This window comes from Sphingobium cyanobacteriorum (assembly GCF_030580935.1).
Taxonomy (GTDB): domain Bacteria; phylum Pseudomonadota; class Alphaproteobacteria; order Sphingomonadales; family Sphingomonadaceae; genus Sphingobium; species Sphingobium cyanobacteriorum.
On record NZ_JAUQOM010000014.1, the window covers coordinates 1 to 23,218 of the forward strand.

Below are 23,218 nucleotides of genomic sequence, written 5' to 3' on the forward strand. Positions count from 1 at the left end.
TACCAGCGCACCGCCCACAGGATCACATCACCCTGGAAATGGCGCCACTTGAAATCCGTCATCGTTCCGTCCGTCCAATCTCCGCCAAGCATGCTCAAGCTTCACGATTTTTGCAACAGAGCCATCGTATCAACCCGAGTCTCGCGCCGGCGACGATCGACAATGTGCCGATGGGTCTGGGCGTGTTGGCGAGCTTCACCACCCAGGTCGGCGACTGGCTCACCCGCACGGCCGAGACCGTGTTCGTGATGCCGAGCGAGCTCAACTACTCGACGAACGGCATGGTCTATGGTGCGCGTCTGTTCGACGCGACGCGCAATTTCGTGGTGAGGGACGCCGAATTCTCGACCAATCTCGAAAGCCACTTCAAGAACTGCGTCTTCGGGGATGTGATGCTCTACCAGAAGTCGCTCACCAATCTCGCCAAAGCGCCTGATCTTTGGGCGGCAATCGGGCCGGGGTCCGAGGCGCGCTCGCAGGAATGGCTCGAGCGGCAGGGCGATGGCACCGTCCAGAACTTCATCGTCACCTGTCGGCAGGCCTATCAGGCACTCGACGCCCAATGGGCGCCGATGATCGAGGCAAACGCCCCGCTGTGGGGCAAGGAGGTCTACCCCAAGCTGAGCAACGCCCTGGCTGCCGACAAGCTCAAGCACGACGTGCCGATCGCGAACACGGCCTTTACCGGATCGGGGAGCAATTTCACCGAAACGATGCGCCAGAACACGGCCATCAACGCCTTCATGCAGGCGCGCAACAGCATGGCCGGCGGGGCCGGCGCCGCGGCAATCGACACCTTTGCGCAAACGAGGGCCGACATTCAGGCCCGCAACACCTACAACTCGATCGCGCAGCAGGCGATGGCCTGGGTGCCGATCCTGAACATCGTGCTGACCGTCGTCTTCTTCGCGATGTTTCCTGTGATTTTCCCGCTGTTCCTCATGCCGCAGACAGGCGTCGGCACGCTCAAGGGCTATGCCATGGGGTTCTTCTATCTGGCGGCATGGGGTCCGCTCTACGTGATCCTGCACATGATCTGCATGACGAGGGCTGAGTCAGCGGCCAACGGCGTGGCCGGGGGAGGGGTGACGCTCGGCAGTTATGCCGGTATCGGCGCGGTCAACGGCGAGACAGCGACGATCGCCGGTTTCATGCTCATGAGCGTGCCGTTCCTGGCGGCCGGTCTTGCGCGGGGGGCGATGTCGATCGCCGGCCAGTCCATGTCGATGCTGGCGCCCGCGCAGAACGCAGCCGAGGCGGCGGCGCTCGAGCAGACTACCGGCAACTATGCCTATGGCAATGTGAGCTGGGCGAACTCGACGTCGAATATGCGCCAAGCCGATCAGTGGACCACAGCACCGAGCTATATGGGCGGCGCGCCCAGCGTGGGATGGCGCCAGGACAATGGCGCCATGATCAACGGGTTCGGCAATGGTCAGGAGGTGTTCGACACCTCCAGTGCGATCTCGCGCCTCGGCTTCACGCCGACGATGACGACGGGATCGGTCGCCGAATGGCGCGAGATGGCCAGCGAAGCGCACCGTCAGGCGCAAGCCTATGAGAATGCTGCGGCCGAGGTACTCACCGCAACCCACGCCAATCGCAGCGCCTTTGGCACATCGACTGAACGGTCTTCCGGTTGGGATTCCAGCAGCGGACGGCAGGCGAACACCTCCGTCGATCAATTCGATCGGCGGACCGGAAGCAGCACACAGGGTCAGGAGGAACGGGACACGATCTCGCAAGGCCAGCGAATATCTCAGGGCCATGATCGCCAGGCGCAGACTAACGATCAGATCATGGGATCGGTCACTGCAAATGTCGGCGGGAACCAAAATGGGGGGCGGGCAGGTGGTCGCGGCGGAGCGTTGGGAAGACTGCCGGGGATTGGCGGCAGCGTATCCAAATCCGGCAGCCAGATCGATGGGCTCCGTTACGGGACGGAGGAAACCCGCGGCAGCGACAGCGCCAATACATCCTCAAGTGGCGTGCGGGACGAACATTCAAGCGGAACCGGTGCGTCGATGTCCGACGGGACATATTCGCGCAGCGGCAGCTTCAGCCGGGCATCGGCCACATCTTCGGCGTCGGCTAGCACTGAAGATTCCCTGGCGCTTGCGAAGTCCTATTCGGAAACGGCCCGCCGCCTTGAGGAGCTTTCCCAGCAGTTGTCGCGTGATGCCAGCTATGCCGAGACGCATGGCATGCAACTCAGCGAAAATCTGAGCCAGGATCTCGCTCAATGGTATCGACGCCAGCAGGTCGAGAATCCTGGGCTTGATGCGCCGGAGCTTTGGGCGACCGACTTGACCGACCAGCAGCGGGTCGTGCGCCAGGAGATGATCACGCGCTGGATGCACGACAAGCAGGACGGCATTCGGGCCGAGATCGAAGGCCGTCTGCACGATCCGGACCTCGTCGACGTAAGCCGGCCGAGCATCTCAAGTGCGGCAGACGTGAGAGGGTCTTACCGGCCACATGGACCTGGGCGTCTGCCCGCGGGCCCCGGCGGGGGCGGCGACGTGGGCGCCGCCGCGATCATCGAGGCGGGCAAGACCGAACTCAGCGGCGATCGGGCTGCTGCGCAGACAATGCGAGGACAGCGCGTTCAGGGCTCCACCGATCTCCAGCAGGAAGTGAACCGCGACCACGATCGTGGGTTCTTCCAAGACCCTAAGCTTCGCGAATAAAGCTTAGAGGAGGTAGAAAATCGCTCCAACGAAGCCGGCCATCAGAAGATACGCAAGCGCGTAGCCGATCATTCCTCCGCGAGTAGGATTGCCGTGCTGATCGGTGAACATCTCGATGTCAGCCAGTTCCTCTTCAACGACACCAAAGACGGGGCCTCCCGGGAGGTCTTTAGTCTGGTTGTATGTGTTGAGATCAAATTTGAGGATGCGCATGGCCATCTCCTGGCAGCGGAGAATAGCCGGTTCGAGCTTTGTTCGCAACGGATTGCAGGGGATTATTGGGAGATTGGCGAGTTTATGAAAAAGCCATAGACTGCCGTAACCTCGCTATAGATCCATGACCGTGGGCTTCGCTGTGAGGCCATCGTCTCGGGACAGAGGGCGTCCGATATCTTGAATTATATGTCCCAAATATATCTCTGACATATTAGTTCATGAAATTCCGAGGGATTGAGGAACCTTGGAATTTATGCCAAAGATAGACCATGAAGGTAGGTCGAACCGATAAATTGAAGTCGTTGCTCGACGCTTGGGAGCCGCACACCGTGGCGACCAGCCCGCATCTCAAGGCGCTTGGGCTGACGGCGCAGGATCTGCAGAACTATACCGCCTCACAATGGCTGGTCTCGCTTGGCCGCGGAGCTTTCAAGCGCCCCATGGAAACCGTGACCTGGCAAGGCGCGCTATACAGCGTTCAATCGCAGCTCAAGCTGCCGGTTCATGTAGGCGCCCTGACGGGCCTCGAGATGACGGGGAACAGCCACTATCTGCGCTTCGGAGAGAGCAAGGCCTATCTCTTCTCTCCGCTGCATGTCGTCCTGCCGGCCTGGTTCCAGACGCATTGGGGGGAAGAAGTTCGGCACATGCAAAGCAAGCTCCTGCCGAATGACCTCGGCCTCACCGAGCAGCGAAGTCCGGAAGGCTATCCACTGACCACGGCGACGCCCGAACGGGCCATCCTGGAGCTGCTGCACCTTGCGCCCAAGGAATTCGATCTCGTCGAGGCCGGCCAGATCGTCGAAGGCATGACGTCGCTTCGCCCCAAGCTCATGCAATCGCTGCTCGAGGCCTGCGCGTCGGTGAAGGTCCGGCGGCTGTTCCTCTATCTTGCGGAGCGAGCGGAACTCGCCGTCATGCGCCATCTGAAGGTGGAGCAGATAGACCTGGGTTCGGGTGATCGCAGCCTTGCGAAAATGGGGCGCTATGTCCCGAAATACCGACTGCTCTTGCCCAAGGAGCTCGTTTCGGGTGGCAACTGAGCAATATCGCGATCAGGTCCGGCTCCTGCTGGACGTCCTGCCGCTGGTCATGGCCGAGCCCGTCTTCGCGCTGAAGGGCGGCACCGCGATCAACCTGTTCGAATGGGATCTTCCACGCCTCTCGGTCGACATCGATCTGACCTACCTACCGATCCACGACCGGGCCCAATCCTTGCGCGCGATCAGTGAGGCTCTCGCCCGGATCAAGGCGGACATCGAACGCCGCCTGCCACCGACCCGCGTGACCCAGACACGCCAGGGCCAGGAAGGGATGGAGGTCAAGCTCAACTGCCAGCGCGGCAAGACCCAGATCAAGGTGGAGGTTAATCCCACCCTGCGCGGCCATCTCCTTCCCCTCCGCGACTTGCCATGTTCGGACCAGGTGCAGGAGAGGTTTGAGGCGTTCGTCGAGGCGCGATGCCTCTCGCACGGTGAGCTTTTCGGCGGAAAGATTTGTGCCGCGCTGGACCGGCAGCATCCGCGCGATCTGTTCGACGTGAAGCGCCTGCTGGACGCAGAAGGGCTGGTCGACGAGGTTCGTCACGGCTTCGTCGGAGCGCTGGTAAGCCACGGGCGCCCGGTCGCTGAGCTGGTCAGCCCGAGCCGAAAGGATCAAAGCGCTACGTTCAAGGCTCAGTTCGAAGGAATGCCCTTCGAGCCATTCACCTATGAGGATCATGTCGAAACGCTCGATCGCCTTGTGCAGACGATTCATGCCTCGCTCGATGCCGACGATCGACAGTTTCTCAGGAGCTTCGAAGCTGGGGATCCGGAGTGGGAAAGCTTCCCGCTGCCCGCTGTCCGTGAGCTTCCAGCGCCGCAGTTCAAATTGATGAATATCCTTAGGTTCAGAGACGCGCAGCCCAAGAGGCATCAGGCCGGTCTGGCAGCGCTGGAAGCGGCGCTTTCGTAACCAATCCATCTCGGTCGTGAACAGGGCGCAGCTAGGCCGGCAGTTGGTCCAATTGAAGGCGGTGCGTGTCATGGGCAGTGACGGCGTATTCAATCGCGCCGGGGAGCCAAGGCCGGGGGAGGGGATTGGCGGCGAGTGGATTGTGAATGACGTAATATGGCGGTTGGCCACAGAATTTGTCGCGGTCATCGGGAAAGGCATAGAAACCGGAGCAGCCGACGATTGCGCTGACGCAGCGATAGTCCTCCTGGAGGAAGTTGTCGGTGGGAATCTCTTCGCCGTTGGCCTTGAGCACGGTGTCTTGCCATGAGAGCTGCCAGCCACCGAGCGGCTGACCTGTCTGCACGTCGACATGGGCCTGCGGGCTGCCGAAGGGAAGTACAGCCATAGCCGCGAGCGGGACGCCGCCAATGCCGAGGGTATCGCCGCCAAGCCGGCAGGTGTTCACCGCGATCACGAACGGGAGTTTCGGATCGACTGCCTCCTGCTCCAGACATTTGAGATAACCATCACGCTTGGCTTTGATGACAGACGTCCAGCGCAGGAGCATCTGATCGGTGGGAACCATACCGGCGCCGTTGGCGCCGCCATCCTGCCACTCCTGCGGCAAGCCGCCCTTGGCGGCGTCGCCCGGCTGCGCGGCGACCGCTTCGATATAGACCTGATCATCGATCAGGAAGTCTGGCCCCTTGTCCTCGCTGGCCATGTTCCAGCCGAGGTCCTGAAAGCGGCCATAGAGCATCGCTTCCCAGATCCGGCTCGCCAGCTTGCCGAGATCGCCGCGCTGGAACTCGACAAGGAAATGGCGGTCGCGGCAATCCGACCGCGCGAACCTCGCGACCATTGGCGTCAGATAGTTCGCGATGTCGGGATCGCTACTTGGCCAGATGCGCGAGAATGTTTCGCGAATGAGCGCAGTCAGTTCGTCGTTATCGCTCATTTCGTGCCGGGGCGACCATCAAGGCAGGGAAGGGGGCGACGCCTCGGTCCTCAGGGGGCTCGAGGCGTCAATCTCGACTAGCCGTTGAGCTTGTCCTTGACGGCTTTCGCCACAGTGAAGGTAAGTTTCCGGGAAGCGGCGATCTTGATGGTCTCGCCATTGGCCGGGTTGCGGCCTTCGCGGGCAGGCACGTCTTTCACCTTGAATTTTCCGAAGCCGTTGAGGCTTACTTCCTCGCCCTTGGCCGCCGCATCCGCGATCGCCGCGAAAACGAGATCGACCGCCTTGCGGGCATCCGCCTTGGTCGTGCCCGTCTGGCCGGCGAGGGTTTCAGCAAGCTCACTATTGTTCATTCGGATAGTCCTCATTTCAGTTGAAATTGCTCACTGCATAGCCGCCTGGACCGACCTGCGCCATCGGTGTGCTACGTCTGCATGAAAATGTCTGCCTTGTGGGTGTCCGACAGGCTCATCACACGATGGGCGAATGCTTCGTTTTCATCGGTCGCCTGATCAAACAGACGTGCGAGCTTTGCCAGATTTTCAGTCTGAAGGTCGCTGAGCGCCGCGCGATCAGCTCGAACGACGTCGATTTCGGTGCTGACGACATAGGAGAAGAACTTGCCCAACAGACCCGCGACGACGTCGCTGACCTGGATCAGCGGTTCGTCCTGCGAGTCCACGAACCTGAAGCTGTCGACTGGCACGCCGTCACGCATGAGGGGATCGGCCAGCAACTGGCGGCGGACGACTTCCTCGAGGTCGAGAACATGCGTCGAGTTGCGCAGCAGTGCGATCCTGTGGCGGAAGAAGATGTCGAACCCCTCGATCAGGATATGCCGATCCTCATCGTCACCTTCGATGAACGGAAAGCTCTCACCCTGAATGGCGTCCTCGAGAGCCTGGGCAAGAAGCCTCCCATAGAAGGGATGAAGGTGATCTGCTTCCTCTTCGACCATCTGCAGCACGACATGATAGAATTGCGGGCCATCGCGAGGATCGAGCGCGGGATAGTTGAAGAGCCGGAACAGGTCCGTGGTCGCCTCGAGGTCCCGGCGCAGGGCAAGGTTGAGCATATCCTTGAGAGCCGGTGCGACCAGCATCAGTTCTTCACGATCGCCCGCGATAAGTGCGGCGTCTACAATGTCGACGAGCGACCAGTAGATTACGTCCAGGCACTGGTAGTGGAGGAATAGCCCGTTGGCCGCGATCCAGTCGAGGAGGTCCCCCAGACGCCGTGAGCCCAGCAGGTCGAGAAAGTCGCCCTTGCCGATGTGCGCGAGCTTCATCTCCTTGGTGGTGGGCTGTAGTTTGAGAGCCGCGCGTAGAGGGGCGATGTCGATGGGTTTGCGAGGACCGCTATGGGCAACGCCGGCGAGGACAAAGCATCCCGGATTATCGACGTTCAACCCATCGGCCGTGACGTGCAAACGGCGGATGTTGTTCGTCTCGTCATAATAGAGCGTATAAGGCGCGTCGGCGCGATCCAGCCCGTGAAGGTGAATGTCGAGCCCGCGCAGATCTTCGATATCAATTCCCTGTTTGCTCTCCGTCATCCGCAATGTCAGCGTTTCGCGATCCTGAGGCCTGAAATGGCGCGTGCGCGAAACCGCGCGGCTCCGCCTGCCTCGCGCACCTTTCGAGCCTTTTCGGCATAGCGGCGCGCCATCTGCCGGTGCGCGAGAATGCGATCGATGCAGGTCGCCCGGCTAGCCGCACGATATTCATCCGTCGTGCGCAGCTCGTAATGTTTGAGACTGAAATCAGCCACGCTGGTCTCCGACAGTTTGCCATTGCCTTAGTGCCAACTGTGTCACTTTACCTCACGCCGGGTAAAGTGACGTAGATGGCAAACGTTACGATCCGTCTGGCTTGCGGTTGGATATGCGGATGATGTTGACGAAGGCCACGACGATGCCGAGGGCCATCACGATGAGCAGGCCCCAGGGACCGGTGCCGGCAAACCTGTCGATGATCCAGCCAAGCAAGGCACCGCCGGCAACGCCGCCGAGTAGTTCCGCCAGCACGCGATTGCCGAGGCTATAGCTGGCATCGGCACCTGTAGAGGCAGGGCGGGTTCGTTCCTCTTCGGCCGAATGCGCCGCCTCGAGGCGATCCTTCAGGCCATCCAATCGGGGATCCTCTCCGATAAGATCGGGGTCTGATTCATCTTTGCTCATGGGGCGGGTCTAGCATGGTGTGAAGACGAGAAAAATGATGAGGAGGGGTGAAGTGACACGGATGGCAAAAGTGCCGTCTCGCGTCTCCATGAGCATTTTGGGGGATTCACAAGAGTCCAGCTTTGTGCTTGATTCGTTCCATGATCCAGCAGGACCTCTTCGCGGCGACGCCCCAGCGAACGACGGGCATGCCCGATATCGTACGCATCATCGCCGAGCACTCCGCGCGGCCGCGCTATACCTTCATGGTGCTTGATCTGATCGCGCGGGTTGCGCGGGCCAACGGGCAGGCGGGACCGCTCGTTCGCGAAGGCGAAGCGCTTGTGCCGATCCGCGAATGGCTGGCCGCGACGATCGCACCCAGCGGCGCGCGTCATCATCAGCGCCGCGCGACCGCCGACAAGGTTCGAGCTGCGCTCGTCGGCCGGGGAGAGTTTCCAGGTGATCCGGCCGAGGCCGACCGCCTGGTCGAGGCGGAAGTCAGTGAGCGTGTCCGCGAAACCGGCATGACGGCAATCAGCCGGGCGGTGTCGGAGCTGGTGAGGGCCGGGCTGATCACGCGGCACTACCAGGGGTTCTTCGTCGATCATGAAAACCGCGGCGCCCAGCGTCATGCGGTCTACACCGTGACCGACGCGGTCCGAGCCGCGCTTCACCCAAGCATCGCCATTAGCGAGCACCGGCGGCAACCCTATGTCCGCGGCGCGCATGGGCAGCCCCGGGCAGAGGCAGCGCGCGCCTCAGGCTAAATCCCCGGTGCGTGCTGCGGCAGAGCGCGCTTTTCTTGGCGCTCCCAGGTCTCGATCAGGAACAGGGCCAGCGAACTGGCGGCGTTGATCGCGAGACGTGCGATGCGCGGGTCGATCCTCCGGAAGCCCTTTTCACGCCCGTGAGCGTCACCACCATGCGTTCGCAGCGCACCGATGCCTTTTGCAACCGATGTCAGGCCGCTCAGGATCTGGCGGACGTCTGCTTCCACTTCGGCGGGCAGGTCGCTGCGCCCCGGCGACAGGTTCAGCGGCTCCTGGACGGCGCGGATAAGGCCGTCGATATCCTTGCGGGGCGGCAGCGGCAACCCGAGCTCGATGAGGATGGATCTGCAGACAGCCTCGATGAGCGAGCACGCGGCGGTTACCGCATCTTCGGGGTCATCCTGAAGATTGGGGAGGGCGCGCGCTATCTCCATCTGCACCGTGTCGAAGTCCAGTGTTTCGACTTTCTGGATGAAGGGTTCGACGATCGTCCCGGAGCTCTGGCGTCTGGTCAGCACGGCCTTGCCGCCGACGATGACCACCGCCAGCTCGTCCGCTGCGAGCGCCTTGTTGAGATGCTCGCGAACCGCGGTCGCCTTATCGGGCTCCGTCAGATATTCGCGCGGATCGCAGACCTTCTCAATGATCCGCGTGATGTAGACATCGCCCTGGCCGTCATAGTGATTGGCTGCCTGGCGCAGGAAATCCGTCGTCGCGGGTACGCGAGAGCTCGCGCCGATACGCATGTCGAGGCCGCAATCGAGGAAGAATTGTTCGATCTTCGGGCCCGACCGATAGATTCCGATCGCCGGGCTGTTATCATTGCCGGCGCCGCCCGTGATCGTGTCGACCAGCGCCTTGATGACAAAGGCAGAGAATTTGCCGCTCATGGCTTGTCTGCCGCGAGAGAGAAGGACGCGAGCTTCGGGCAGCCTTCAATCTTCACTACCCACATGCTCAGCCTTGTCCGAGAGTGATTCCGTCAGAATTCGATGCGTAATTGCTTGGGCTGCCGTGACCAGATGGCTGTATCTGTCGCGGTACAGGAGTTGACCGATGACTGTTTCGACGGCCTTCGGGTTGACCTTTTCTACGACGTCTAGCGCCTTTTGGCATCGCTCGCGGCCGCATTCGCGCAACGCTGAGACGAGATAGTCGTCTCCATGATGCTCGGCGATTGCTGCCAAGTCGAACATGTCGCGTGGCTGCAAGTTCCAGCCCCGGAAATAGACCTTCTTGGCTGCGATTTCGGCCGGTGTCTCCAGGTCGACGATCTGCCCTCGCACATCGTGACGCTCGCTGGCGATATCGAGGATGGCGGAAGAGCAGATGAAGTCGATCTCGCCGAGTTCGTCAAAGGCCAGTTTGAGCGCCTGCGTCCCGTCGGTCTTATATTCGTCCGGTCGGCGGGTCATGGCGAAATCTTGGATCTGCGGATTGAGGAAGGGTAGGATTTGCGGATCATCGAGAAAGATGTCGATGTCGTGGCTTTCGCGATGGTCGATCTGGAGCATGAGAGCGGTCCCGCCGCCAAAGCTCCACGAAGGCGCAAAGCCTACGGTTTTCTCTAAATGGCCGAAGATTTCCATCGCGAGGTCGAACAGGACTGGCCACTGGCTCGGGCCCCGCTCGACCATACGTTACGCTGCCAGCGGGAGCGCGTAGCCCGACAGGTTGGAAAACTGGTCTGCGACCGCGCAGACCTTATCGGCATCGACACCCATTTCCTGGACGAACTGCAACTGCAGAGCCGGGCTCACTTCCGAGAAAAAGGAGAACACGGGCGCGTTGAAGTCGCTCGCGCTCTTGGGGTCGGTGATCAGCGCGGCGAGTTGATGCGCGGAGAGGTTCGCCCCATAAGGAGCGTTCACCGTCGCCAACACCAAGCTTGCAGCCTTTGCCATCTCACAACCTGTACCATGATCCCATCGATCACTCCGTCTATATAGCTCTGGGGCGTTATCAAAACAAGAACGGGGCAATCTGACGAGTAGCTGGGTGAATGTAGGCGTCAGATTTCCGGCTTGAATCCGCCCTCCCCGCGCGATTTTCCCACTTACCATAATGGGAGATTATGGTAAGTATAGGAGCGCGAAACCGGCAGGGAAGGGGCAAGTTCCGCAGATGAAGAAATTGCAGCAATCACGCGGCACAAATGTGCCGCGCATTGTGCCGCAGGCGACCGAGCGGCTGGCGTCACTCGGCGTCGGACTCAGGAACCTCGAACAGTTCGACCGCGAAATCCGCGATCTGGTCGGCGGCCAGGTGCATCATGGCGATCGGCGCGCTCTCCATATCAACGCGCTCGATCTTCCCGTCCTTCATCTGGACCAGGAAGCGGTCGCATTGCTCGAGCACGACCATGCGAATCCCGTCATCCTCGTCGAGCGTCAGCCGACGCACGCTTCCTTCATAGGCGATCCAGGCTCCGTCATGGCCGCTGGTCGTCCGCACATAACCGACGGCGACATGGCCGCCAGCCTCGACCTTCTGGACGATCGGCAACAGCCATCCGAAGCGCAACGGATCGGCCCTCGCCGTAATCGGCGATGTCCGGGCAATCGTTTCACAGATCCAGCCCATCAGCACCGCCAGTCCGAGGAAAAACAGCAGTTCCAGTTCGATCGCAAGCGAGGACAGCCCCTGTGGCGCATGGCCGCTGAGCAGCGCCTTATAAGGGTTGGGTTCGTAGGACAGCCTGATGAGTGGCTTCCAGGCCGCGATCAGTTCGTTGAGCGCGAAGATGCCAGCGCCGAAGACATGCGCGCCCAGCGCCAGCGCCACAACCAGGAAGATAGTGAGATTGGAGTTCGGCCGATCCGGTCGCGGCGAGACAAAATCGCGCGCTTCCCCGATCCGAAGTCCGAAATAACCAGCGAAGCCCGGAAGCAGCAGAACGAGCGCGCCGAGCAGCGCATATCCGAAGGTCATGCCAGCTTAGGCCGTTTCGGCGGTCTTCTCGGCCCTGGCGGCGCGAATCTTCTCGCGGTCGATGACATAGACGCCGTTGCGCTGGACGGCCGCCTCACGCGCTTTCCTCCAGCTCCCGAAGGTTTCATGGACCTCGCGGCCCAGTTTCAAGGCTTGTGCCGAGTTAAGCTGCATCATGTCCTCCAGAATGACATATAGCGAGCAATGGCTGAGAGTTCCACAAGATCCTCCGATATGGAAATCATCGTCGTCAGAACCGAGGACGCCGCACTGCCGATGCGGTCGCGGAACGCGGACGCCGAAACGGTCGATATGCGGTTGCTCCGCACGATCGGCGGCATCGTTCCCACAGATCTGCCGCCGATCAGCCAGCTCGGGCTCGAGACGACGCTTTCGGCCATGGCCGACGCGACCAAGGCGGCGATTGCCGCCGATCTCGATTGCTGGCGTGACTGGTGCGGCGAGGAAAGCCGAAAACCACTGCCCGCCGATCCCGAAGATGTGGTGCGCTATGTGAATGCGCTCGATGCCAGGGGGAAAAAGCCCGCGACCCTCGCGCGACGTATCGCGAGTCTCGGTTCGGTCCACCGCATGATGGGACTGACGGGCGATGCCGCGCCCACCGACGCGCCGATGGTGCGGGCAGCGCTCAAGGCCGTCCGCAGGCGCAAAGGTGCCCTCCAGCGCCAGGCAGCGCCCTTGCGGCTGGGCAAGGCACTCGATCCTCATGCCGCCAAAGGTTTTACCCTTGCCGCGCTGCTCGATGCCTGTGGCGGCGATTTGCAAGGGCTGCGGGATGCCGCCCTGCTTTCGCTCGGCTATGATGCCGGCCTGCGGGTCAGCGAACTCACCATGGTGGAGGCAAGACAAATCGATCCACAGGAGGATGGCTCGGCGACGCTTTTCATCCCTTACTCCAAGACCGACCAGGAACAGGAAGGCGCCTGGGCATGGCTTTCCGCGGAGACGATGCGGCGCGTCGGCGCATGGCTGGTTGCAAGCGGCATCGAAGAAGGCCCGCTGTTCCGCAGGGTCGGGGTCGATCGACGTCGCGCACGGGAAACCGTACCGGAAACTGCGCTCGCACGAACGACCTATTCCATCGGAACGACATCTCTAACCCGGCAGGGCGTCAACGGCATCTACCGCCGTGTGGCGCTCACGGCCTATGACAAGGGACTGGTTACGCTGGCTGTTGGCAAGCTGGACGACGCGATCCAGGCCTTGTCCACACATTCGCTGCGCGTCGGCCTTACCCAGGATCTCTTCGCGGCGGGAGAGGATGGCGCTGGCATCGCGCAGGCCCTGCGCTGGAGTTCGCCAACAACCGCATTGCGCTATGGCCGCAAGCTCGCCGTGCGCAGCAATGTTGCCGCACGCGTCTTGTCGCGGGTCCGTAAATGAGCTGCCAGCCCTGCCTTTCCAGGCCGGATTTGCAAAGACTCTCATATTGTTGGAGACTCCGACGAGGACGGTTTCCGAAGAAATCGAGGAGAATGAGTTTGCCGACCATCACGATCGAATTGAGCAAAGAGGATTCGGCGAACCTGGCCGAACTTACGCGGCGTTGTGTCGATGCAGATCAAGCACGAAATGGCGCAACGACTCATGGACCACTTGAGAGTGCCGCGGACCTTCTAACGATGCTGGCGCAGGATGCGGCGATGGTCATTCGCCGGCCCGGAAGCTGGGAAGGTGCCGGCATGGCTCGACTTCTCGCGGGTCACGGGTATGAGGTGTAGCGCGCCCGCCAAAAGCGGGGCGAAGATCTCGAGAGCGAATGAACGGCTCGTCCGAAGCGCAGCGCCACATGTTGCGGCAAGTGGATACCTGACAGGACCATCACATGACCTAGAACGGGTCTGGGCCTGTCTTGCGGCGGCGATTGAGACGGTCCCGGTGTCGAACCCAGCCTGAAGCGAACGGACGAAGGATAGAGGAAGGAATGTTCACGCTCGATGACGGTTTGGTCCACGCACAATCCGCCGGTACTTGCGCAGCCCTCTATTGTGCGAAACGCGTCCAACTTGGAGTGAAGGGGGATTGGAATATACCGCCGGTGATCGAGGCATGTCTGACGGGACCCTCTGCCCAGGCTTTGGCACTGGCCCACAGCATGCCTTACTGGAATTTGCGGAAACTTCACCGTGATAGGGCTCGCGTCGGCGTATATGCGCTCGTCCTGCGCTCGGGGAATCTGTCGGTTCGATGGCAGCCATTCGGTTGCGATTTCGATAGCAATATCGCCAGATTCGATTTCGAGGGGGACGATGATACGGACTGGATCCGTTCACCGATCCTGGGCCCGCAGGTTATGCAACGGCCGGACAATGAACTCTATTTCATCGAGGATTTCGCCGGCCTGATGCACCGCGTGGACCGAGCAGAGGAACTGTCGCCAAGGGAGCGGCTCCTTCTGGACATTGAGTGCGAAGCTCTCGTGGCATTGCTCAAGAATCTCATCGGAACCTTGTCCTGGTTCGTCAGGCCGATCTGGGAAGACACGATTGTCTGTCGATGGAAGCCCCGTCCGGAAGATAGCGGCAATAAGGGACTTCCAGCCTATCTTCTCCCTGGGCAGAGACACATTGCCGCGCTCGAGGTCCGAATGCGGCACGAGCTGGAGGCGAACTTCTTTGAGGGCATCCTGTCCTGGGCACTATCGCAACTGAAAATCGAAGAGGGAGATTTCTGTAGCGTGCTGGCTGACATCGATCCGAAAGAGCAGAGCCATCATGCGCGCAGCCAGCGCGTGAGCACGGCCATCAAAAACATGACCGGTGCCGGCGGCCCCAAGCGCGTGGCCCGCGCGCTTGGGGCGCTGAAAGCCCTGAACCGGCTTCCCAAAGGATGGTCTGAGGCCGTTGTCCCGAGAGAAGATGATCCTTGGGAAACCAGCATACAGCAGCACTTCGTGGACAGCATCAGCACAGCCGGCTAAATGCCAGTTGCGGCTCCTGGGCCACCGTACCTGCGTGGCGGTCGTAGACCCTCCTCATTGGATGAATGATAGACAGTAATTTCGCGCGCGACTTGGCGTCGATGGCGCGTTTCAACAGGCTGGCATTGTTCGTGGCCAGCACCTTGTTCCTGCCGCGGCCCACGCAATCAGTTCGAACGCGCGATCATATGATCCCGAAATTGCGCTGCCTCGGGTGGAAGCCCCCGAAACCAGTAGCGCCGGACGGGGTAAGGGAGCCAGCGCATCGGCACTCTGCCGAAACCGAAGAACGCCAATATGCACCCCGCAATGAAAGCCGTCATCACGCCGGTGCGGATCAGATCGCCCGCCTGTGTCGCCGGATAGACGGGGAGGTAGATGACGACCAACAGCATGATCAGCACGGCGAGGGTCAGCCTGAATGAGAGCCGCCACCAGTCATCCATCCGATGCTCGAACGTCACCAGAAAGGCCTCCCGATCCGCACGCCCCTGCGGGCTGTCAAGATACACCATGTGGGGGTTCTCCGGCTCCGGCGCGGCCCCGACCGGCACCGGCGTTGGCGGATACCGGTCCGGCGGACACGGCGTCTTTCGCCAGATGACAAAGCCCAGAATCTCTTTCCGGTTCGCCTGACGCTTGCGGTACGGCCAGTAGATTTCGTGCCAGTAGGTCAGGTTCGATTTGCCTTGAGCGGCCAGCCACTCGTAAATCGGTTCTGGCGGCGTGGGTGCCGGACCGTAATCCGTCACTGCCCCAAAGGTGCAATGATAAACGAAGTGGAGGAAGGCGCCGACGAACACGACCTTGGCGACCACGGTCGGAACGGCGCCGGCAAGAACCCCAAAGAAGGTCTGCCAAAGTTGTGGTTCGAACCAGCAGAGAAAACGCGCTCCCAGAATGACCGTGCTGAGCCCAAGCAGGAGCTGGCCAAGCCAGAATAGCGCGCGGCTGCGATTCAGCGGGCCATAGCGCGCGCGTTGCAGGGTGAGGATCGCCGTGTCGATCTGGCGCTCCCCCTCGCCCGGATCGTCCGGAGCCAGATGGGCGGCCAGTGCGTCATAGGCGCGTGGTTGTCTGGTCATTTCTGTTTCTCCTGAAGGGCGCCGACAATTTTTGAATGCCTCGGGCAAGGCCCGCCTCGCGGAGTCCGGCCATCTCGTCGCGCCTGCGGCAGGAGCGGAACAAGGATGCCCGACACACGGGTATGGCTTCTGCTGCCTCCATCAGAGGCTCTCAGGCCGGGTAAGCATGATGCGCGTCTTGAGATTGCCATCGGGCCGGCGATGCAGGTCGATGATATGCCCGGTCCGCGGCTCGAAGCTCATGAGCTCCGCAACCGTCTCATAGGATGTGTTCGATCCGAAAAAGTGCGCCGGGCCATGCCATTTCTGGCCCTCGATCAGCCGCATCCTGAAGGTGCCTTGCGGGACCGGAACGCGAATGCGGTCGTTTTTTGAGACATAGACCGAGATGATGTGCCGGCCTGATGCCGGATCGAAGAGCTGCACGACCGCGTTCGCATCCGCGGTTTCGATGGTGAGGAAGCTGGAAATGCGCTTGCGCGTGACCCCGTTTTCGACGGTGACCGAACCCGATTCCGGGAAAGGCATTGCCGCCGCGCCGTCAGGCAGCCATCCCGCCCTTTGGGCTTCCCCTAAAAAGGGAATGGCAATGAGGAGCAGGCTCAACGCGAAGGGCAACCAGCGCAGTGTCCCGCCGGCATTACCGCGCAGGCTCCAGTACCGGCTACGCTGATAGTCGAAGCCGCGGTTGACGGAATCGAACCAGGCGCCTTCCATCCGCCCGGTCGGGGTTTTCTTCGCACGGTCGCGATAGCGCTCGCGCATATAGTCGCGATCATCGAGTCCCATGGCCGGGCTACCCGTTGATCGCGGCGGTCGGCGCCGCGTCGCGAAGATGCCCGATCACCCCGAATACGGCCTGGACGGTCGGTCCCGTACCGGCGGGAATCCGAAAGGTCCGGTAGCCGGCCCGGGCTGTCATGGCGTCGCGCTCCCGATCCTTTTCGGCATCATGCGAGCGGTCGTCGATCTCGATCAAAGCGATGACCCTGCCTGTGGTGGGATCCTCCACCACGAAATCGACGATCTTGCGCGCGAAGGGATTCCAGTCTGCCGGGATGACCCGCCGGCCAGGCACGGAAGGCACCTTGAGGAGCGCACCCATCGCGACCTGTGCATGGATGCGGTACATGGGCAGCACATGTTCGAGCGCCGCCAGCATGGCCTGTTCTCGTTGCGTCATGAACGGCCTGGCGACAGGCGCCAGAGGCTGCTGAGGGGTAATATTGCCCGACAGCCGCGACCAGCCGAGCGCCACGAGCCCGCTCACCAGCAGGAGCGAGGCCAGAAGTTGAAACATGTTCACAGCTCTCTCCTTCAGCCCCAGCCGTCGCGCCGACCTTCCCCGTTGTCCCGCAGATTCCGGCCATCGAGCGCCGAGCGGCGGATGTTGAGCTCGACCTCTTCGCCCTTGCGGGTGATCTGGACGTCGCGCGGATCGAGGCCGTTTCGCCGGGCATAGTCGTTTGCCGCCTTCTCGCTGCCGAACTTGCCGGCTTCCTCGAATTCCCAACCCATTGTTCATCTCCTTCTCTTGGCCGCCGGCACCGCGCCGGCGGCTTCTCCATTCACAAGTCGAGGCCGAGGCTGCGTTCGGGCAGCGGCGGCAATGGATCGCCGCGATCCGGCTTCAGATCGGACGGCGCTGGCGGGGCCTTCGCGGCCGGCATGGGCGCGGCGCCATCGGGCAGCGGCGGGAGGTCGGTCGGAATCGGTGGAAGGTCCGAAAGGTCGATACCATCGATCGGGCCCGGGTCGAATTTCTCGAGGGTCTGAGCGCCCGGTCCCTTCTTCCCGTCGATGTCGAGGCGACCGAGCGTCTCGAGGGAGGAGGTCTTGTCACCGGGGTTCATGTCGAGCTGGCGGCCAAGCTTCTCCTTGTCGTCGACCACCATCGTGAGGGCATCGCGCACGCGGGTGACGAGGACGTTGAACAGACGCTGATTGGACAGGAAACGCTCGAATGACGACATCACACCGATCGCCTTGTCGGTGGTGATCCCCTGCGCCATGTGCATGTTAAGGCTGTAGGCAAGGTCGAGCCGAGACAGCATCGGGTCACCGAGGCCGAGCGTCACGAGCGCCTTGTCTGCAGTCTCTACTTTCACGCCATCGGCATCGACGCCGACGACACGGGCGAGAGCGGCGTTGAGCATACCGCGTTCCTTGTCGTTGGCGGTCCAGCGGATGCGGTCGCCTTCGCGGAGTTGAAGGTCCTTCTTCTCGGAGAGCTGCAGCCGGTCGCGCTGCTCGGTCGGGGAAAGCTTCTGGGGATCGAACCGGATCCTGCGGCGACCGTCCGACAGTTCAACCTTTCCGTTGGCATGGACTTTCAGGACGTCGTAGCGGCCCGCCTTGATGCCGACGTCCTGCGCACCGCCGCGGCCGACCTCCAGCGTCTGGCCCGGCCAGTAGGTCGACGCATAGCGCAGCTCCTCGCGGGTCGTATTGACGCGCTCGTATACGGTGAGGTGGATCGCCTCGCCCTTGACGCTGCCTTCGGCGATCAGTCCGTCCTGAATGCGCTGATTGATGATGGCGCGCGCATCGCGGCCCGACGCGAACACGGCGGTTGCCTCGCGCTCTTGCGGGTCAAGTCCGAGCCACATGTCGGCGGCAGCGGCCGCCGGGTCGGCTGCCTCGACGACACGCTCCCCCAGCACCTTCATCGCCGCGCCGGCCTTGCCGATATTGGCGAGCGCGGCGACCGTGCGCAGCTGGTCGGTGCGCTGACGGATATTCTGGTCCATGCGCGCCACGGTGCCACCGCCGACCTGGATCATGGCGAAGGCCTTGCCGGCATCGATCGAGGAGAGCTGCTGGCGATCGCCGACCAGCACCAGCTTGTCGACACCCAGGGCCGCCGTGATCTGGTGGAGCTTGAGCATGTCGTTGCTCGAGACCATCGACGTCTCGTCGACCAGCAACATGGTGCCGGCGAGCTTCTCGCGCGCGGCGTCATATCGGGGCGTGTCACGCTCGGTGATGAAACGCTCATTGGCGAGGACGAAGGAGGCGATCGTCTGCGCCTTGATGCCCGCCCCTTCACCGAGGTCCGCCACCATTTTGTTCTGAAATGCGAGGCCGGTGATCGATCGGCCTTCGGCTTCGGCGACCCGGGCGACCGCCTGGAGCATGGTCGACTTGCCCGCGCCCGCAACGCCCTGGACCGACACGGTCCGATCTGTCGACGACAGGATCATTGTCGCCGCTGCAAGCTGACCCGGATTGAGGGGCAGAGCCACCGCTTCCTGCAAGCGCTGCGGCGCGTCTGCTGCCGCCACGATCGGCTCCGCTTTCCCTTTGCCTTCTTCGACAGCACCGAGGATCTTTTCTTCGGTCCGCAGAGCCTCCTGCGTGGTGCCCATGCGGCCCGTCCGATCCGCGGCGGTCGCAACGCCGGGGATGAGCTGACGGTTCTGCACCAGCCGATCGATCCGCTTCTCGATCATGTCGACGGTGACGCCTTTGAGGCCGAGATCGAGCGCGGTCTTGCTCAGCAGATTGACGGGCCAGGCGGCTTCGCGTTCGGAGAGCATGCGCACGGCAGACGCGACCGCAAGCTGCGCGCGTGCTTCTCCCGGCGACTTGACCGCCCGGGCGAGCGCGTTGTCCACCAGAGGATCCTGGGGACGAAGCAGCGCACCCAGGGTCTGGCGGGCGCCATCCACGGCATCGACGATGGCGCGGTAGCCGCGCTCCAGGGCGCTTTCCGGAGCCGCTAGCCCTGCGCGCGCCTCGGCCGCCGCCCGCAGGTCCTTGCCGTCGAAGCCGTGGGCCGCAGCCTGGTCGATCCAGCCCTGCTTGAGCGCCGCGCGATCCTCGACATCGAGTTTGGGATCGCGCGAGCGCTTGGTGATTTCGCGCAGGCCCTCGGGCGACTTGATGCCCAACCGCGTCGCGTGATCGAGGATCTCTTCGCGGCGCTGACTGAACTCGCCGATGACAGCCTTGGGGACACCCGATATCTCGAACGTGCCATGCTTGCCCTTGAGCTCAACCTGATAGCCGATCCGCTCGAGCCCGGCGCGCAGGAAGGCGTGGTAGATCGAGCCGATTATGCTGTTGTGGCTCCAGAGCTTGTCGGCATGGAGCGCCTGCCATTTGCCGTCGGGCATGCGCGTGAGATTGGCGATCACCGCATGGATATGCGCCTGGGGATCGAGCGCCCGGCTGGTGTCGTGCTGGAACAGCGCATAGACGAGATTGCCGGTCTGGACCGGCACCTTGCGGCCTTCGATGTCGCGCCGCCCCTCGGCGAGGTTCTTCTCGACCCACGCCATGGTCTGCTTGACGGCCGCCATATTGGCCTCAAGCACGCGCTTGTCGCCGGCGACATAGGCCATGATCGAGGCCGACTTCGGCATCGAGAAGGTGAGGTCGTAGCCCGCGCGCCGGTTCTCGACCTGGGCGACCGCTTCCCCGCTCGGAAGGATGCCATTGAGCACGCCCTCGAACGCGTCCTTGGACACCTCGCCGGACAGACCGAGGTCTTCCGACCCCTCCCCCGCCCACAGGCTGATCTCTGAGGATCCCTCGACCGTATAATAGTCGTCCTTCGCGAAATAGTTCGCGGCACCGGAAGCGGAGCGGACGCCGGCGACCGAGAGCATCAGATGCCCATATCCATGCCGTCATCGTCGCGGCCGCTGGCGAAAGCCTGGCGCAGCTCAACCAGCGTCAGATCCTCGACCTGCGGGCTGGTCTCGCCGTGCCGATGACCATCGCGGCGGTCATCCCTGTCGCGCGCGGAGACCGGCTGTTCTTCGCCGCCGGTGCGCGCCGCTGCCGCCTTGTCCGCCGCATGGGTGCCGGGCGTCGCCTGTTCGTCACGATCGTCGGCGCGCTGGGCCGCGCGCCGGGCGGCATCGTCCTCCTCCTCGACCTCGGCCGACAGGATGCGCGCGGCCAGATCGCGGGCGAGATTGGTGGTCTCGGCCACCTCTTCCACCACCTGCAACGAGCCGTCGCGCCCGCCTGCCTCCCCTGCCCCATCCTCGTCGAACGCTTCCTCTCCGCGCTTTGACCGCACCGGCCCGACATCGGGCCGTTGGACGAAGCCCTGGGCGACCTGGGGATAGTCTTTCCACTCGAGCAGGATCCGCGCCGCGGGAAAGCCGTCGGGGAACTTCACGAAGCCGTGCATCGAGGGCAGGTTGGTGATGTCGTCGGCGATGACGAGCGGCTCGACCTGTTTGCGCGGGGTCAGGGTCGAGGCGTCGCGGGTGTTGTTGTAGCCATAGCTATAGGCCTCATCCATCTGCCGAACCTCGCGGTTGCCGATGTAGCGGGCGCACTGCTCGGCCGTGTCGAGATCGGCGGTCGCGAGGATAAGCTTGGAGCGGGCAAGCGAGGCGAGATTGCGCGCTCCTTGCTCGCCATAGACTTCGACCAGTTTCTCGAAGCTATGGATGCCGAGGATCATAGCACCGCCGAACGCGCGGGCGGTCTGAAGACCATTCTCGATGGCGGGCAGGCGGTGGAGAGCGCCGAGCTCGTCGAACATGAACCATGTGCGCAGGCTGCGCGTGCGCGGCAGCGTCATCAGCCGGTTGATGGCGAGGTCCATCCAGAGCGTCAGCAGCGCCCGGTTCATCGGCAGATCGACATAGTTCGAGGTCACGAACAGGATCGAGCCGGGCTTCTTGTCGCGGGTGATCCAGTCGCGGATCGAGAAGGGCTCACCTTCGTCCGGCAGGAAGCGCAGGACCTGCGCGTTGGTGTTGAAGACGGCGCGGATCGATTCCGCCATGCGGGCCGCTTCTGGGGCGGTCAGCGGATCGGCGATGGTGTTGGCGAGGAAGCGGTGAACGCGCTTCAGGTCGGCCGTCATCAGGTTCTCGGACAGCGCGAGGTTGCTGGTCTGTCCCCGCTCCATGAGGCGGATGCACATCTCGATGAAGAGCGTGCGCGCGGCGAGCGCCCAGAAGGGTTCGGAGGAGCCGCCGTCAGACGGGATCAGCGCCGCCGCGGCGGCGGTGAACTCGCTGTGCGTGCGGCAGTCGTTGAAGATCGACCAGGCCGGGCAGCGCGCGTCCATCGGATTGAGGATCGTGTCGCGCGTGGGATCGTAGAAGGCTTCGACATAGGCCCCTGTCAGGTCGAAGATCACCGCCGTGTCCTGACGCTCCCGCATCTGGGTGACGAGGCTCCTCAGCTCCGTCGTCTTGCCCGAGCCGGTGGTGCCGATGAGCATGGCATGCGACTGCTCGGTGCGGTGCGGAAAGGGGATGCCGGCGAGCGTGTAGGGATGATGGATGCCGGCTTCCTTGCGCGCGCGGAACGGGAGCGCCAGAACCTGCCGCGGGGACAGGCTGGGGAAGAGGTCGGCGGCTTCCTCTTCGAACTTGATCCGGTTGTGCTCATTGATCTCTGCAAGGAGGACGGTGCGGTCGACCAGCATGGCCCCGCGTTCATGGCGTTCCTGAAGGATCGAACGCCCCCGCCGGTGCGAGATGTCGACGAACCAGATGGCCGCCGGAATGGTGATGAAGATCGAGACGAGGAAGGCGCCGATGAGGCCGCGCATCGCGACGGCCCAGGCGGTGATGACCTCGGGCACATAGGGCACCGCTTTCATCACGGTGCGCAGGATCTCGCCATTGGGAAGCGTGACGTTGACGCGCTTGCTCGGATTGAGATCGACCCAGTTCCAGAGCGTCGCGTAGATCTTCATGCAAACGAGCTGGAAGCCATGCTCATCGAGCTTGATCGACATGATGATGAACCAGGCTGCGAGGAAGGCGAAGAACCACAGGATGAAGGGGAGTTTCGTGCCCGAGAACCACATCAGCATTTCGTGGGTAAGAAGCTGGCTGCCGCGGGTGAAATTACCGGCATTGCGCTGGACGCGGCCGCGCGCGGAATGATGGGTGAGCGGGACGGGACGCCCGTCCGTGCGGATGTCCTCACGCGCCATGATATTGCTCCAATCGCTTGTCGGTTTCGGCGATGATGCGATCGCGATATTCGGGGAATTGCTCGCGGATGATGATGTCGAGCGCGAGCTGCTGGAACTCGCTGATGCGGGCGATCCGGCGATGGCTGGAGCTCAGCAACTGGCCCGATCCCAGGAAGGCATCGACGGCCGCGCGCAGCAGGTCCGATGGCGTGCATCCGCGTTCCGCCGCGAGCGCGACGAGGCGATCATATTTGCCGCGGTCGAGCCGGACCGAGCAGTGCTTGTAGGGGATGGTCAAACCGAGCCTCCTAGCAGGGAGGCTGGTGGGGTCTCAGAAACCGGTCCGGGTTATAGCGCAATCGCTGTGGTGGAGCAAGGAAATCGGCTTCCCCGCAGCAAGCGTGTGCGCCTGTAACACGCGAAAATGGCGGATTTCCGTGGGTTTCGGGAACGGCGAAACCATGTCCCACAGTGTCCCACCGAGCGGAAACGCCATAACCGGTTGGAATTGTTCCAGAACCTATGCACCGAAGGTGCGTTCGGTGTGCTTCTCTGCACCAGGGCTGAGTCCAGACCCTCGGAGCGTCCAGGACGCGTTCGGAATGGTTGGGATAGCGCCTCCGGCGG

At 62.5% G+C, this 23,218-nt stretch carries 24 protein-coding genes and 1 pseudogene; 7 read left to right on the forward strand and 18 right to left on the reverse strand.

The genetic code is table 11. The features are described from left to right. Window positions 1-125 precede the first annotated feature (125 nt). Window positions 126-2,690, forward strand: a pseudogene (locus tag Q4610_RS18150) (conjugal transfer protein TraG N-terminal domain-containing protein); the annotation flags it as partial. 3 nt (window positions 2,691-2,693) lie between these two features. On the opposite strand, the gene Q4610_RS18155 reads toward Q4610_RS18150, so the two are convergent. Beyond that, complete coding sequence (locus Q4610_RS18155) at window positions 2,694-2,903, reverse strand: hypothetical protein (protein ID WP_026149934.1); 210 nt, start codon at window positions 2,901-2,903, stop codon at window positions 2,694-2,696. Between the two features lie 272 nt (window positions 2,904-3,175). On the opposite strand from Q4610_RS18155, the gene Q4610_RS18160 reads away from it, so the two are divergent. Continuing rightward, a complete protein-coding gene (locus Q4610_RS18160) occupies window positions 3,176-3,949 on the forward strand; it encodes a type IV toxin-antitoxin system AbiEi family antitoxin (protein ID WP_019054276.1) in 774 nt (257 codons plus the stop codon). Further along, entirely contained in the window at window positions 3,939-4,862 is a 924-nt protein-coding gene (locus Q4610_RS18165; protein WP_024020802.1) for a nucleotidyl transferase AbiEii/AbiGii toxin family protein, read from the forward strand. The genes Q4610_RS18160 and Q4610_RS18165 overlap by 11 nt, the downstream gene beginning before the upstream one ends. Window positions 4,863-4,893: 31 nt before the next feature. Here Q4610_RS18165 and Q4610_RS18170 read toward each other — a convergent pair whose 3' ends face one another. From Q4610_RS18170 to Q4610_RS18190, 5 genes are all read right to left on the reverse strand, one after another. Then, window positions 4,894-5,802 carry a hypothetical protein gene (locus Q4610_RS18170; RefSeq protein WP_019054640.1) on the reverse strand — a complete coding sequence of 303 codons (909 nt, stop codon included), beginning with the start codon at window positions 5,800-5,802 and terminating at the stop codon, window positions 4,894-4,896. Window positions 5,803-5,879: 77 nt separating this feature from the next. After that, a complete protein-coding gene (locus Q4610_RS18175; RefSeq protein ID WP_019054639.1) occupies window positions 5,880-6,155 on the reverse strand; it encodes an HU family DNA-binding protein in 276 nt (91 codons plus the stop codon). A gap of 71 nt (window positions 6,156-6,226) precedes the next feature. Further along, window positions 6,227-7,357: a DUF3800 domain-containing protein gene (locus tag Q4610_RS18180; RefSeq protein ID WP_019054638.1), complete on the reverse strand. Its 1,131-nt coding sequence runs from the start codon at window positions 7,355-7,357 to the stop codon at window positions 6,227-6,229. Between the two features lie 8 nt (window positions 7,358-7,365). Next, complete coding sequence (locus Q4610_RS18185; protein ID WP_019054637.1) at window positions 7,366-7,572, reverse strand: hypothetical protein; 207 nt, start codon at window positions 7,570-7,572, stop codon at window positions 7,366-7,368. 85 nt (window positions 7,573-7,657) lie between these two features. Continuing rightward, complete coding sequence (locus tag Q4610_RS18190; RefSeq protein WP_019054636.1) at window positions 7,658-7,981, reverse strand: AtpZ/AtpI family protein; 324 nt, start codon at window positions 7,979-7,981, stop codon at window positions 7,658-7,660. Between the two features lie 140 nt (window positions 7,982-8,121). On the opposite strand from Q4610_RS18190, the gene Q4610_RS18195 reads away from it, so the two are divergent. Continuing rightward, on the forward strand, window positions 8,122-8,730 hold the full coding sequence (locus Q4610_RS18195) for a hypothetical protein (protein ID WP_019054635.1): 609 nt from the start codon (window positions 8,122-8,124) through the stop codon (window positions 8,728-8,730). On the opposite strand, the gene Q4610_RS18200 is transcribed toward Q4610_RS18195, so the two are convergent. From Q4610_RS18200 to Q4610_RS18220, 5 genes are all read right to left on the reverse strand, one after another. Continuing rightward, the gene (locus Q4610_RS18200; protein ID WP_019054634.1) at window positions 8,727-9,623 is read right to left on the reverse strand and encodes an abortive infection family protein; all 897 of its coding nucleotides are present in this window, start codon (window positions 9,621-9,623) and stop codon (window positions 8,727-8,729) included. The two genes, Q4610_RS18195 and Q4610_RS18200, sit on opposite strands and share 4 nt — an antisense overlap. A gap of 45 nt (window positions 9,624-9,668) precedes the next feature. Further along, the gene (locus tag Q4610_RS18205; RefSeq protein ID WP_019054633.1) at window positions 9,669-10,370 is read right to left on the reverse strand and encodes a nucleotidyl transferase AbiEii/AbiGii toxin family protein; all 702 of its coding nucleotides are present in this window, start codon (window positions 10,368-10,370) and stop codon (window positions 9,669-9,671) included. Between the two features lie 3 nt (window positions 10,371-10,373). Continuing rightward, window positions 10,374-10,637, reverse strand: a complete 264-nt coding sequence (locus Q4610_RS18210; RefSeq protein ID WP_019054632.1) for a hypothetical protein — start codon at window positions 10,635-10,637, stop codon at window positions 10,374-10,376. A gap of 292 nt (window positions 10,638-10,929) precedes the next feature. Further along, window positions 10,930-11,664: a hypothetical protein gene (locus tag Q4610_RS18215; RefSeq protein ID WP_019054631.1), complete on the reverse strand. Its 735-nt coding sequence runs from the start codon at window positions 11,662-11,664 to the stop codon at window positions 10,930-10,932. A gap of 6 nt (window positions 11,665-11,670) precedes the next feature. Beyond that, entirely contained in the window at window positions 11,671-11,841 is a 171-nt protein-coding gene (locus tag Q4610_RS18220; protein WP_019054630.1) for a hypothetical protein, read from the reverse strand. A 57-nt stretch (window positions 11,842-11,898) separates the two neighbouring features. Between Q4610_RS18220 and Q4610_RS18225 the strand changes: the two genes are divergently transcribed. The 3 genes from Q4610_RS18225 (at window position 11,899) to Q4610_RS18235 (ending at window position 14,605) form a co-directional block, all read left to right on the forward strand. Beyond that, a complete protein-coding gene (locus tag Q4610_RS18225) occupies window positions 11,899-13,068 on the forward strand; it encodes a tyrosine-type recombinase/integrase (RefSeq protein ID WP_019054629.1) in 1,170 nt (389 codons plus the stop codon). 92 nt (window positions 13,069-13,160) lie between these two features. Beyond that, window positions 13,161-13,406, forward strand: coding sequence for a hypothetical protein (locus tag Q4610_RS18230; RefSeq protein ID WP_019054628.1), 246 nt, complete (start codon window positions 13,161-13,163; stop codon window positions 13,404-13,406). Between the two features lie 203 nt (window positions 13,407-13,609). Further along, the gene (locus Q4610_RS18235; RefSeq protein ID WP_026150008.1) at window positions 13,610-14,605 is read left to right on the forward strand and encodes a hypothetical protein; all 996 of its coding nucleotides are present in this window, start codon (window positions 13,610-13,612) and stop codon (window positions 14,603-14,605) included. A 167-nt stretch (window positions 14,606-14,772) separates the two neighbouring features. Here the strand turns inward: Q4610_RS18235 and Q4610_RS18240 are convergent, their stop codons facing one another. From Q4610_RS18240 to Q4610_RS18270, 7 genes are all read right to left on the reverse strand, one after another. Continuing rightward, the gene (locus Q4610_RS18240; RefSeq protein WP_019054626.1) at window positions 14,773-15,690 is read right to left on the reverse strand and encodes a hypothetical protein; all 918 of its coding nucleotides are present in this window, start codon (window positions 15,688-15,690) and stop codon (window positions 14,773-14,775) included. Window positions 15,691-15,831: 141 nt separating this feature from the next. Next, window positions 15,832-16,407, reverse strand: a complete 576-nt coding sequence (locus tag Q4610_RS18245; protein WP_304537357.1) for a hypothetical protein — start codon at window positions 16,405-16,407, stop codon at window positions 15,832-15,834. A 79-nt stretch (window positions 16,408-16,486) separates the two neighbouring features. Next, complete coding sequence (locus tag Q4610_RS18250) at window positions 16,487-16,990, reverse strand: DUF2726 domain-containing protein (RefSeq protein WP_019054789.1); 504 nt, start codon at window positions 16,988-16,990, stop codon at window positions 16,487-16,489. A gap of 17 nt (window positions 16,991-17,007) precedes the next feature. Next, window positions 17,008-17,208 (reverse strand): hypothetical protein, encoded by a 201-nt coding sequence (locus Q4610_RS18255; RefSeq protein ID WP_019054788.1) that lies wholly within the window; start codon window positions 17,206-17,208, stop codon window positions 17,008-17,010. A gap of 50 nt (window positions 17,209-17,258) precedes the next feature. Beyond that, entirely contained in the window at window positions 17,259-20,303 is a 3,045-nt protein-coding gene (gene mobF / locus Q4610_RS18260; RefSeq protein ID WP_019054787.1) for a MobF family relaxase, read from the reverse strand. Beyond that, window positions 20,303-22,609: a type IV secretion system DNA-binding domain-containing protein gene (locus Q4610_RS18265; RefSeq protein ID WP_024020798.1), complete on the reverse strand. Its 2,307-nt coding sequence runs from the start codon at window positions 22,607-22,609 to the stop codon at window positions 20,303-20,305. Before Q4610_RS18265 ends, mobF begins: the two co-directional genes overlap by 1 nt. Continuing rightward, the gene (locus tag Q4610_RS18270) at window positions 22,599-22,889 is read right to left on the reverse strand and encodes a hypothetical protein (protein WP_019054536.1); all 291 of its coding nucleotides are present in this window, start codon (window positions 22,887-22,889) and stop codon (window positions 22,599-22,601) included. Before Q4610_RS18270 ends, Q4610_RS18265 begins: the two co-directional genes overlap by 11 nt. Window positions 22,890-23,218 lie beyond the last annotated feature (329 nt).